The following is a 12377-nucleotide window of genomic DNA, read 5'->3' as shown; positions in this document are numbered from 1 at the left end:
GATTAATTCCTTGAAATGATTAGCTGCGTTTTCTTTTATTTCTTACGTCAAAATAAACGGCTACCAGAATGACTAATCCTTTAACCACCATCTGGTAGAAATAGGGAACGTTCATTAAGTTCATACCATTATTAATAATGCCTATGGTTAATGCGCCGATCACCGTACCCACCACCGTGCCATAACCACCGTTGAGACTGGTGCCCCCCAATACGGCAGCAGCAATGGCATCCAACTCGTAGCTAAGTGCGGAATTCGGCTGCCCTGAGTAAAGGCGCGAGGCGAGGATCATCCCACTAATGCCTGCCAACACCGCCGTAATCATAAAGACTTTAATTTTTAGGCGAGTTACATTAATACCCGAATAGATTGCCGCTTCTTTATTACCGCCGGTAATATATATTTTCCGACCAAAGGTTGTTTTAGTAAGAATAAAATGATTAACCAGCAATAAGATTATTAATATCCAGATAGGAATAGGTATATAGAGAAATTCACCGTTCCCCAGCGCCAGAAAGGCATCATCTTTAATCATGACAGGCATACCGTCAGTCACTATATAAGCGATCCCACGGAAGATCCCCATAGTAGCAACGGTGACAATAAACGAAGGGATACCCGCTATAGCCGTCAAGCCACCATTTATCATCCCCAGAGCCAGTGCTGCAATAATGGATAATGGAACTAATAAAATAAATGGAATTCCCCATGAAGCCCCAAGCGCAGCAAATGTACCAATCAATGCAATAGTTGAACCGACCGATAAATCAATATCGCCAAGTAAAAGAACATAAGTCATTCCATAGGCGGTAATTGCAATTATCGACACCTGAAGAATGATGTTGGTGATGTTATTGGTGGTAAAAAAACTGTCATTAATAAAACTGAACAGAATGATTAACACCACCATTCCACTGAGGATACCGCCATATTGCCTGAAGACTTTTTTAAAGCTATTTGCGATGGGAATTTCAGAACGTTTTGGACTGGAGAGAGTTTTCTCTGTCATTTAGCGCACTCCTGTTGCAGCGGTCATTACTTGCGTCTGCGTTAAATTTTCACATGAATAAATATCGGCAATTGTTTTATTACGCATCACCACCAGACGATCGCTTAGCGCCATAACCTCTGGCAGTTCAGAAGACACCAGAATAATGGCCGTCCCCGCCGCCGCCAGTTGGCGTATCACGTTATAAATTTCAAATTTTGCGCCGACATCCACACCGCGCGTTGGCTCATCAAGCAATAAAATTCGCGGGGTTTTCTCCAGCCATTTCGATAACACGATTTTTTGTTGATTGCCGCCGCTCAGCGCCCCCACAGCCTGATGTACGGAACTCACTTTTGTGTTCATTCTGGCGACAGATTTAACCGTTCTCGCCTCTTCTTGCCGGTGATTAATGAGTCCCATCCGCGAAGCGTTATATTGAAACGCCACATGGTGCGTGTTCATATTGACGTCGTGCATCAGCACCAACCCTTCTTCCTTGCGGTTTTCCGTTACGAAAGCAATTCCATGATCAATGGCCTGTTTGGGATTAGCGATCCTGACCTCTTTGCCATCAATCAACACTGTTCCGTGGTACGGAATAAGGCCAAACAGCGCCTTCATAACATCAGAACGCCCGGCACCTACAAGGCCAAAAAATCCCAGCACTTCCCCCGGGCGAACAGCAAAATTAACCTCCTTAAAGAGCGAAGGATGGGAAAGATTTTTTACTTCCAGTTTTGCAGGAACATTTTCATCCGGCTTTTCCCCAAGACGTGCTGGCCAGATATTTTTCATTTCCCGCCCAACCATCTGGGCAATCAAATGCTGGATATCACTGTTTTTCTTTTCATGCGTTGCAATATATTCACCATCGCGGATCACTGAAATATCATCCGAAATCCGCATAATTTCATCCATGCGGTGAGAGATATAAATAACCGCACATCCTCGCTGTTTTAACTTTTCAATAATATTAAACAAAATCTCTGCTTCGTTATCACTGAGCGAAGATGTCGGCTCATCCATAATCACGACATCCGCCGCGTAGCTTAATGCTTTGGCGATTTCTACCAGTTGACGATGCGCCATCGACATATTGCCGACCATTTCCAGCGGATCCAGTGGGATGCCCAGTTCCGCGAGCAGACTCTGGCAATCTGCGAGCATTTTTTTATCGTTAATAATGCCAAAACGGCGTGGTTCATTATTGGCATAAATGTTTTCCGCCACTGTCATATTGTTGCTCAGGCTTAATTCCTGAAAAATAATAGCAATCCCTAACTGGCGTGAATGTTGTGGATTATTAATGGTGATGGTTTCACCACGTAGTTTTATCGTTCCCTGAGTTGGCGGATAAACTCCAGCGAGTATTTTCATTAATGTCGACTTACCCGCTCCATTCTCGCCTAATAAAGTATGCACCCGCCCTTTGCGTAAGGAGAGTGTAATATCTTTTAACGCCTGAACATGACCAAATGTCTTCGCAATATGCGAAACATCAAGAATAACATCCGTCATAATGACCTCGGTGTCACAACAAAACGCCGATGACGTTTTGTTGTGAGTTGAAGATGTTTATTATTTACCTGTATAAACGCCGGGTTGTACCGGGATCATTTTTTCTACCGGTTTACCATTGAGATGATCCACAGCGGCATCAATCGCTTTAGCGCCCATTTGATCCGGGTATTGTCGAATCACTGCGGCAAAGGTTTTTTCACTGTCTACGGCATCGCGCGCTTCTTTCATGCCATCAAAACCGATAATTTTGATATTGTCGTTATGCGCAGATTTCGCCGCTATAACCGCTGCCAGTGCGGCATCATCACCAAAACCAAACAGCCCATTCAGGTTGGCGTTTGCCTGCATAATATTTTGTGCCGTCGTTAACGCTTCAGCACGCGTAATACCCGGTTGCTCAGCAACAATTTTAATCTCCGGTGTATCACTTAACCCTTTTTTAAAACCATCGACGCGCGCAACTACCGATTGCAGTGCCGGGTAAGAAATAATGGCTACAGACCCTTTGCCGTTCAATAGTTTTCCCATTAACTTGCCCGCTTCAACACCTCCCGCGTAGTTATCGGTCGCAACATGCGATACTACCGGAACACCTTCCGCAGCAACATCAACAGTGATAACAGGGATACCAGCTTTGTCGGCTTTAATTATCGCAGCCTGTACACCTTTAGAGTCCACTGGAGAGATAATAATGGCATCCACTTTTTTAGTAATAAAATCTTCGACATCTGAAAGTTGCTTATTTAAATCCTGGTTGGCAATAGAAACGCTTAAATTGACATTATCTTTTTTAGCTTCTTCTTTCATTGCATTCGCAAGATCGATATAAAAAGGATGTTGTTGCGTTAATAATGATGCACCAATTTTATACTCTTTTGCTAATGAACTTTGTGAGAACAACGCCAGACTCACCAACATTGCCGAGCCAAGTAATTTAATATTTTTCATAAACAGTCCTCATTGTTTTTGTAGGGTACAACGTATTAAATTTTTCCTTCACTGCCGCAAACGCCGATAATGCGCGTAACGACTTCCTTCATAGCGGCTTTTGCTGGCTGCATATAATGGCGAGGATCATTTGCTGCCGGATTGTTGTAGAAATATCCTTTTAACGCATCGGCAAAAGCAATTTTCAGTTCTGTCGCAACATTCACTTTGCAGATACCGCTGCGGATACAGTGCTGAATGTCCTGTTCCGATAACCCCGAAGCGCCATGCAACACCAACGGAACATCCACTAACTGACGAATTTGTTCCAGCCGGGCAAAATCCAGACGTGGTTCATTCGCATACAAGCCATGTGCAGTGCCTATTGCTACCGCCAGGGAGTCAATTTGTGTGCGTTGTACAAACTCTGCGGCTGCAACAGGTGAGGTATAAGCTGAATCTTTTTCATCCACCAGCAGATCATCCTCCTGCCCGCCAAGGCGGCCCAGTTCAGCCTCGACGCTGACATCAAGGCTGTGGCAAAACGTAGTGACTTCTTTCACCCGCGCTATATTTTCTTCAAACGGCAGATGAGAACCATCAATCATGACTGAACGAATCCCTGCGCGTACTTTATTAAAAATGTCATCGCTCTCTTCATGGTGGTCGAGATGCAGGACTAATGGCAGGCGGTACTCATGAGCCAGAGATTGTACTAACGAAATTAAACTTCCCACTCCGCCATAACGATAAGTACCGGGTGTTCCCGCCAGCATAACGGGAGAGCGAAGTTGTGCGGCGCTCTCAACGACAACCTGTAATGTTTCAAGGTTATGAATATTGAAAGCGGGGACGGCATATTCCTCTGACTGGGCTTTTTTCAGCATATTTTTGCTTGAAATGATGTACATCGCGGCTCCTGTTTTTCGGCGTTCTTCTTACAAAACGAAGAAAGAGAATTATTACTTTCATTTTGAAAGCAAAGTAGCACAGCAAAAGCGCCAAAAAGCGTGATGCATGTCGAATATCGTCAAAATAACTTACAAGATATAACTAAAGTTGGTTTTTACTTTATAAACGAAACCATCACAAAAATATCTCAATAAAAATATTTCTTATTAATTTCAATAAATTAAATACTTTGCGTTGCTGTTTTTTTATCCAGTGTTTTATTTTCAAAATGTAGATAACGTTGAAGGGTAACTTTCAAAGAAAAATACAAGGGGCTATAGTGTTACGCATTAAAGGCCAATGATGAGTGTTAACGTGCCGAGAAAATCATCTAACCTACTGAAACGAAGATTAAAAATTGCAGAAATTGTTGCTACCCAGGGTGAAATCAAAGTTGATGACTTATCTGCTCAACTTGGCGTCTCTGGCGTGACAATCCGTGGCGATCTCAGTTATCTGGAGCAACAGGGGTATTTAAAGCGTTCTTTTGGTGGTGCCATTGCGACACCACTCGCCCCTGAACCTGAATCGGCACCACCCATTACGATATTGTCTCTGACCCAACAAATGGAAATTGCGCGGCATTGTGCCCGCCTTATCAGCGATCGTGACACGCTATTTCTTGGACATGGAACAATCTGCCGCAAGATCATTCCATTACTCAGCGAAGTAAAAAAACTGCGTCTGATCACTAACGATCCCGAACATGCGCTGCTGGCAAATCAGTTTATTGATGGCGAAATAATTCTGGCTGGCAGTGAAATGCTGCGCCCTGACACCGCACTGGCGGGAAAACCGCTCGAACAGGCGCTTCAGCATTTCACCATTACCCATAGCATTCTGGAAATCAGTCATCTGGATGCAGATGGTACTCTGAATATCAATACCCCCAGAGTTGCCGCCGCCTGGCAACTCTGTTTTGACAATGCCCAAAATAAGACAGTAATCGTCACTGCCAATACCGATTCATCGACGGCTGCTATCGGACATCTTCATCAGGCAGAAAATGTGATTGTCAGTCGCAGCATGAACGAACGATATCAGCAGCAATTGCAGTCTGCAGATTTCGTTATTCTTTATACCAGCAATGACTGCTTTACCTGGTCCAATCGCGAAAGGCTTCAGGAATGAGAGGGGTTTTGTGACAATAACCATCTGCGCTATGGGAGAATTGCTGGCCGAGTTTTTGTCCCGCAACCCACAACAAAAATTCACTCAGCCAGGGGAGTTTATCGGGCCATTTCCCAGCGGCGCACCAGCAATCTTTGCTGCACAGGTAGCAAAATTGTCCCGGCGGGCTATTTTCTTCGGTTGCGTTGGTAACGATGATTTTGGCCGTCTCATTATTGAACGCCTGCGTCATGAAGGTGTCATTACCGATGGTATCCACATAATGAACAATGCTGTAACAGGCACAGCGTTTGTCAGTTATCAAAATCCGCAGAAACGGGATTTCGTCTTTAATATTCCTAATAGTGCCTGCGGTTTGTTTACTGCCGGGCACATTGATAAGGATTTGCTAAGACAGTGTAATCATCTGCACATTGTGGGTTCATCACTGTTCTCATTTCGTATGATCGATGTCATGCGCAAAGCGATAACAACGATCAAATCTGCTGGCGGCACCGTCTCTTTCGACCCCAATATTCGCAAAGAGATGCTGAGTATTCCCGAAATGGCGCAGGCTCTCGATTATTTAATTGAATATACAGATATCTTTATCCCAAGCGAAAGCGAACTCCCTTTCTTCGCCCGTCACAAAAATCTGTCAGAAGAACAGATTATTAGCGATCTTCTCCACGGCGGCGTAAAACATGTGGCGATAAAACGCGCCCAGCGTGGAGCCAGCTATTACCAACTAAAAAACGGGACATTACACGCCCAGCATATTGCAGGCCACGATAGCGAAATCATCGATCCAACCGGTGCTGGCGACTGCTTTGGCGCTACTTTTGTCACTCTTTTCTTGTCGGGTTTCCCGGCACACAAGGCGTTACAATATGCTAACGCCAGCGGCGCACTCGCCGTAATGCAGCAAGGCCCGATGGAAGGGATATCCTCACTGGCTGACATTGAAGACTTTTTGCAACGGCACTGAACGGCAATTTTCTGTCAGATTGTTTTCCCTGCCTGAAGACTTGCCGTAGAATTGCCCGTTTCTCGTATCCCCCCATGAGGAGGACCCCTTCCGTGGACACTCGTTTTGTTCAGGCCCATAAAGAGGCGCGCTGGGCGCTGGGGCTGACCCTTTTGTATCTGGCAGTATGGTTAGTAGCCGCTTACTTACCTGGCGTTGCCCCCGGTTTTACCGGCTTTCCGCGCTGGTTTGAGATGGCCTGCATCCTGACGCCGCTGCTGTTTATTGGGCTGTGCTGGGCAATGGTAAAATTTATCTATCGCGATATCCCGCTGGAGGATGACGATGCAGCTTGAAGTAATTCTACCGCTGGTCGCCTATCTGGTGGTGGTGTTCGGGATCTCTGTCTACGCGATGCGTAAACGGAGCGCGGGCACGTTCCTTAATGAGTATTTCCTCGGCAGCCGTTCTATGGGCGGTATTGTGCTGGCGATGACGCTCACCGCAACCTATATCAGTGCCAGTTCGTTTATCGGCGGGCCAGGTGCTGCTTATAAATACGGGCTGGGCTGGGTGTTGCTGGCGATGATCCAGTTGCCTGCGGTATGGCTTTCACTCGGTATTCTTGGCAAAAAGTTCGCGATTCTCGCGCGCCGCTACAATGCGGTGACGCTGAACGATATGCTGTTTGCCCGCTACCAGAGCCGTCTTCTGGTGTGGCTGGCGAGTTTGAGTTTGCTGGTTGCGTTCGTTGGTGCAATGACCGTGCAGTTTATCGGCGGTGCGCGCCTGCTGGAAACCGCTGCGGGTATTCCTTATGAAACCGGGCTGCTGATTTTCGGTATTAGTATTGCGTTGTATACCGCCTTTGGCGGCTTTCGCGCCAGCGTGCTGAACGACACCATGCAAGGACTGGTGATGCTGATTGGCACCATTGTGCTGCTGGTCGGCGTGGTTCATGCTGCTGGCGGCTTAAGCAACGCAGTAGAGACGCTGCAAACCATCGATCCACAACTGGTTACGCCACAAGGTGCTGACGATATTCTGTCACCTGCCTTTATGACGTCGTTCTGGGTGCTGGTGTGCTTTGGCGTGATTGGTCTGCCACATACTGCGGTACGCTGCATCTCTTATAAAGACAGTAAAGCAGTACATCGTGGGATCATCATTGGTACGGTTGTAGTGGCGATCCTGATGTTTGGAATGCACCTTGCCGGAGCGTTAGGTCGTGCAGTGATCCCCGATCTCACCGTGCCGGATCTGGTGATCCCGACGCTGATGGTAAAAGTGCTGCCACCGTTTGCTGCCGGGATCTTCCTTGCTGCACCAATGGCTGCGATCATGTCAACAATCAACGCCCAATTGCTGCAAAGTTCCGCTACGATCATTAAAGATCTCTATCTGAATATCCGTCCGGATCAAATGCAAAATGAGACGCGTCTGAAGCGGATGTCGGCAGTAATTACGTTAGTTCTCGGCGCGTTGCTGCTGCTTGCCGCCTGGAAGCCGCCAGAAATGATCATCTGGCTGAATTTGCTGGCCTTCGGTGGACTGGAAGCCGTTTTCCTGTGGCCGCTGGTGCTGGGTCTTTATTGGGAACGCGCCAACGCCAAAGGCGCGCTAAGTGCGATGATCGTCGGCGGCGTGCTGTATGCCGTACTTGCGACGCTGAATATTCAGTACCTGGGCTTCCACCCTATCGTGCCCTCGTTACTGCTAAGTTTGCTGGCTTTCCTGGTCGGAAACCGTTTCGGTACATCCGTCCCGCAAGCTACCGTTTTGACTACTGATAAATAAAGAGTTTTGCCATGCCTTGGATCCAACTGAAACTGAACACCACCGGCGCGAACGCAGAAGATCTTAGCGATGCGCTGATGGAAGCAGGTGCCGTTTCTATCACTTTTCAGGACACCCACGATACGCCGGTGTTTGAGCCTCTGCCTGGCGAAACTCGCCTGTGGGGCGATACCGATGTGATAGGTCTGTTCGACGCTGAAACCGATATGAACGACGTGGTGGCGATTCTGGAAAACCATCCGCTGCTCGGCGCAGGCTTCGCGCATAAAATCGAACAACTGGAAGATAAAGACTGGGAGCGCGAATGGATGGATAATTTCCACCCGATGCGCTTTGGTGAACGACTGTGGATCTGCCCAAGCTGGCGTGATGTGCCGGACGAAAATGCGGTTAACGTGATGTTAGACCCAGGGCTGGCGTTTGGTACAGGGACTCATCCAACCACCTCTCTGTGCCTGCAATGGCTCGACAGCCTCGATTTAACCGGTAAAACGGTCATCGACTTTGGTTGTGGTTCCGGCATTCTGGCTATCGCGGCGCTGAAGCTGGGTGCAGCAAAAGCCATTGGTATTGATATCGATCCGCAGGCGATTCAGGCCAGCCGCGACAACGCCGAACGTAATGGCGTTTCTGACCGTCTGGAACTCTATCTCCCGAAAGATCAGCCAGAAGAAATGAAAGCCGACGTGGTGGTCGCTAATATCCTGGCAGGCCCATTACGTGAACTGGCACCGTTAATCAGCGTCCTGCCGGTTTCAGGCGGTTTGCTGGGCCTTTCCGGTATTCTGGCAAGCCAGGCAGAGAGCGTTTGTGAGGCTTATGCAGCTAACTTCACGCTCGACCCGGTTGTGGAAAAAGAAGAGTGGTGTCGCATTACCGGTCGTAAGAATTAACCTTCGCATCACCGCATGGTGATGCAGAGCAAAGTGCGAGCAAGGTCACAAAAGGCACGTAAATTTGCTGATTATTTACGCAATTTTGCGTGCCAAAATTTTCATTCATAAAGAAAAATTGAGAACTTACTCAAATTTCTTGGAGTGTAAATTTTAGTCACTATTTTCTAATATGATGATTTTTATGAGTAATTATCGCGCCACGCTCATTTTAAATGCAATTCTTTGATCCATCTCAGAGGATTGGTCAAAGTTTGGCCTTTCATCTCGTGCAAAAAATGCGTAATATACGCCGCCTTGCAGTCACAGTATGGTCATTTCTTAACTCATGCGCATCGGACAATATCAGCTCAGAAATCGCCTGATCGCAGCGCCCATGGCTGGCATTACAGACAGACCTTTTCGGACGTTGTGCTACGAGATGGGAGCCGGATTGACAGTATCCGAGATGATGTCTTCTAACCCTCAGGTTTGGGAAAGCGACAAATCTCGTTTACGGATGGTGCACATTGATGAACCCGGTATTCGTACCGTGCAAATTGCCGGTAGCGATCCGAAAGAAATGGCAGATGCAGCACGTATTAACGTGGAAAGCGGTGCCCAGATTATTGATATCAATATGGGTTGCCCGGCTAAAAAAGTGAATCGCAAGCTCGCAGGTTCAGCCCTCTTGCAGTACCCGGATGTCGTTAAATCGATCCTTACCGAGGTCGTCAATGCAGTGGACGTTCCTGTTACCCTGAAGATTCGCACCGGCTGGGCGCCGGAACACCGTAACTGTGAAGAGATTGCCCAACTGGCTGAAGACTGTGGCATTCAGGCTCTGACCATTCATGGCCGTACACGCGCCTGTTTGTTCAATGGAGAAGCTGAGTACGACAGTATTCGGGCAGTTAAGCAGAAAGTTTCCATTCCGGTTATCGCGAATGGCGACATTACTGACCCGCTTAAAGCCAGAGCTGTGCTCGACTATACAGGGGCGGATGCTCTGATGATAGGCCGTGCAGCTCAGGGAAGACCCTGGATCTTTCGGGAAATCCAGCATTATCTGGACACTGGGGAGTTGCTGCCCCCGCTGCCTTTGGCAGAGGTTAAGCGCTTGCTTTGCGCGCACGTTCGGGAACTGCATGACTTTTATGGTCCGGCAAAAGGATACCGAATTGCACGTAAACACGTTTCCTGGTATCTCCAGGAACACGCTCCAAATGACCAGTTTCGGCGCACATTCAACGCCATTGAGGATGCCAGCGAACAGCTGGAGGCGTTGGAGGCATACTTCGAAAATTTTGCGTAAACAGAAATAAAGAGCTGACAGAACTATGTTCGAACAACGCGTAAATTCTGACGTACTGACCGTTTCTACCGTTAACTCTCAGGATCAGGTAACCCAAAAACCCCTGCGTGACTCGGTTAAACAGGCACTGAAGAACTATTTTGCTCAACTGAATGGTCAGGATGTGAATGACCTCTATGAGCTGGTACTGGCTGAAGTAGAACAGCCCCTGTTGGACATGGTGATGCAATACACCCGTGGTAACCAGACCCGTGCTGCGCTGATGATGGGCATCAACCGTGGTACGCTGCGTAAAAAATTGAAAAAGTACGGCATGAACTAATTCAGGTTAGCTAAATGCTTGATTAAAAAGGCGCGACTCGGCATGGGGAAGCGCCTTTTTTATAGGTGTCACAAAGGGAGTGACCATGAGAACAGGATGTGAACCGACCCGGTTTGGTAATGAAGCTAAGACCATTATTCACGGTGATGCGCTTGCCGAGCTTAAAAAACTACCCACCGAAAGCATCGATCTGATCTTTGCCGACCCACCTTATAACATCGGTAAAAATTTTGATGGTCTGATCGAAGCCTGGAAAGAAGATCTGTTTATCGACTGGCTGTTTGAAGTGATTGCAGAGTGCCACCGCGTTCTGAAAAAACAGGGCAGCATGTACATCATGAACAGCACGGAAAACATGCCCTTTATCGATATCCAGTGCCGCAAGTTCTTTACCATCAAAAGTCGCATCGTCTGGTCATATGACAGTTCTGGGGTGCAGGCGAAGAAACACTATGGCTCCATGTACGAACCCATCCTGATGATGGTGAAAGATGCAAAGAACTACACGTTCAACGGTGATGCTATTCTGGTTGAAGCTAAAACCGGTGCGCAACGCGCGTTGATCGATTATCGCAAAAATCCTCCACAGCCTTACAATCACCAAAAAGTACCGGGTAATGTCTGGGATTTTCCGCGCGTGCGTTATTTGATGGATGAATATGAAAACCATCCGACGCAAAAACCGGAAGCATTACTGAAGCGCATAATTCTCGCTTCTTCCAACCCTGGCGATGTCGTTCTCGATCCGTTTGCCGGTAGCTTTACTACCGGCGCCGTAGCCGTCGCCAGCGGGCGAAAATTCATTGGTATTGAGATTAACAGCGAGTACATCAAGATGGGACTTCGACGGCTGGATGTCGTGTCGCATTACTCCGCGGAGGAACTGGCGAAAGTGAAAAAAAGAAAGACCGGCAACCTGTCAAAACGAAGCCGGATCAGCGAAGTTGACCCCGATCTCATTGCAAAGTAAAGGAAGTGTAAGCCTGGTTTTCAGATTATTCATTTCGTGTATATTTCCTGCCAGACTTGGTTAAACATGCACAGGCTCAGGTAATGATTCGCAAGTATTGGTGGCTCGTCGTTTTCGCTGTCTCCGTTTTTCTGTTTGATACCTTACTGATGCAGTGGATTGAACTACTGGCAACAGAAACAGACAAATGTCGCAATATGAACTCGGTTAATCCGCTAAAACTGGTTAACTGTGACGAACTGGATTTTCACAATAGAATGTAACTTTATACGATACCTAATTCATTTGTTTTATGAATTAATTTCGTTGTGTTTTCATCTGACATAAACATTCTTAATACATTATCGACTAATGCGGGTGCTTGTTTATAAAGATCGTAACCCGCTATATTCATTAACCAGTTTTGAACAATACCGCTGAAGGCACCATCAATAATAATCATTACGACGTCTAAGTCGAGGCTTTTAGCTACATACCCTTGTTGCTGACATGATTGCAATACTTCGCGCAGAGTCTGCGGATTAAAGCCCATCTTCTCGCGTATTACTGCCTCTTCCGGCTTTGTTGAATAAATCAGATTTCGGGTAAGTCTCCCCCGTAGCGGGTTGTGTTTTCAGGCAATACGCACGCTTTC

The 12377-nt window shown here is 47.1% G+C and carries 13 protein-coding genes and 1 pseudogene; 9 read left to right on the top strand and 5 right to left on the bottom strand.

What is annotated here, in order from left to right:
* Positions 1-19 precede the first annotated feature (19 nt).
* Genes FC814_RS07960 through FC814_RS07945 form a run of 4 tightly spaced genes read right to left on the bottom strand, consistent with a single transcriptional unit; the run spans position 20 to position 4350 of the window.
* Positions 20-1009, bottom strand: a complete 990-nt coding sequence (locus FC814_RS07960; RefSeq protein ID WP_137325783.1) for an ABC transporter permease — start codon at positions 1007-1009, stop codon at positions 20-22.
* A complete protein-coding gene (locus tag FC814_RS07955) occupies positions 1010-2509 on the bottom strand; it encodes a sugar ABC transporter ATP-binding protein (RefSeq protein WP_085460261.1) in 1500 nt (499 codons plus the stop codon).
* 60 nt (positions 2510-2569) lie between these two features.
* Complete coding sequence (locus FC814_RS07950; RefSeq protein WP_137325782.1) at positions 2570-3460, bottom strand: substrate-binding domain-containing protein; 891 nt, start codon at positions 3458-3460, stop codon at positions 2570-2572.
* A gap of 35 nt (positions 3461-3495) precedes the next feature.
* Positions 3496-4350, bottom strand: a complete 855-nt coding sequence (locus FC814_RS07945) for a tagatose bisphosphate family class II aldolase (RefSeq protein WP_137325781.1) — start codon at positions 4348-4350, stop codon at positions 3496-3498.
* Positions 4351-4690: 340 nt separating this feature from the next.
* Here FC814_RS07945 and FC814_RS07940 point away from each other — a divergent pair, with 340 nt between their 5' ends.
* The 9 genes from FC814_RS07940 to FC814_RS07900 all read left to right on the top strand — a co-directional run bounded on the left by FC814_RS07940 (position 4691) and on the right by FC814_RS07900 (position 12006).
* Positions 4691-5521, top strand: coding sequence for a DeoR/GlpR family DNA-binding transcription regulator (locus FC814_RS07940; RefSeq protein ID WP_000987962.1), 831 nt, complete (start codon positions 4691-4693; stop codon positions 5519-5521).
* A 31-nt stretch (positions 5522-5552) separates the two neighbouring features.
* Positions 5553-6488: a sugar kinase gene (locus FC814_RS07935; RefSeq protein ID WP_137325799.1), complete on the top strand. Its 936-nt coding sequence runs from the start codon at positions 5553-5555 to the stop codon at positions 6486-6488.
* A 92-nt stretch (positions 6489-6580) separates the two neighbouring features.
* Positions 6581-6823: a YhdT family protein gene (locus FC814_RS07930; RefSeq protein ID WP_000381170.1), complete on the top strand. Its 243-nt coding sequence runs from the start codon at positions 6581-6583 to the stop codon at positions 6821-6823.
* A complete protein-coding gene (gene panF / locus FC814_RS07925; protein WP_001175701.1) occupies positions 6813-8264 on the top strand; it encodes a sodium/pantothenate symporter in 1452 nt (483 codons plus the stop codon). The genes FC814_RS07930 and panF overlap by 11 nt, the downstream gene beginning before the upstream one ends.
* 11 nt (positions 8265-8275) lie before the next feature.
* The gene (gene prmA, locus FC814_RS07920; RefSeq protein WP_001145823.1) at positions 8276-9157 is read left to right on the top strand and encodes a 50S ribosomal protein L11 methyltransferase; all 882 of its coding nucleotides are present in this window, start codon (positions 8276-8278) and stop codon (positions 9155-9157) included.
* Positions 9158-9485: 328 nt separating this feature from the next.
* Complete coding sequence (gene dusB / locus FC814_RS07915) at positions 9486-10451, top strand: tRNA dihydrouridine synthase DusB (RefSeq protein ID WP_001219652.1); 966 nt, start codon at positions 9486-9488, stop codon at positions 10449-10451.
* Between the two features lie 25 nt (positions 10452-10476).
* Positions 10477-10773, top strand: coding sequence for a DNA-binding transcriptional regulator Fis (gene fis / locus FC814_RS07910; RefSeq protein ID WP_000462905.1), 297 nt, complete (start codon positions 10477-10479; stop codon positions 10771-10773).
* 85 nt (positions 10774-10858) lie between these two features.
* Complete coding sequence (gene yhdJ, locus FC814_RS07905; RefSeq protein WP_137325780.1) at positions 10859-11743, top strand: adenine-specific DNA-methyltransferase; 885 nt, start codon at positions 10859-10861, stop codon at positions 11741-11743.
* Positions 11744-11826: 83 nt separating this feature from the next.
* Positions 11827-12006: a DUF2556 family protein gene (locus tag FC814_RS07900; RefSeq protein WP_010345321.1), complete on the top strand. Its 180-nt coding sequence runs from the start codon at positions 11827-11829 to the stop codon at positions 12004-12006.
* Between the two features lie 2 nt (positions 12007-12008).
* Here FC814_RS07900 and FC814_RS07895 read toward each other — a convergent pair.
* Positions 12009-12290, bottom strand: a pseudogene (locus tag FC814_RS07895) (TetR/AcrR family transcriptional regulator C-terminal domain-containing protein); the annotation flags it as partial.
* Positions 12291-12377 lie beyond the last annotated feature (87 nt).

The organism is Escherichia sp. MR, from assembly GCF_005280595.1.
GTDB lineage: Bacteria > Pseudomonadota > Gammaproteobacteria > Enterobacterales > Enterobacteriaceae > Escherichia > Escherichia ruysiae.
This window is presented reverse-complemented; position numbering and strand designations above follow the sequence as displayed.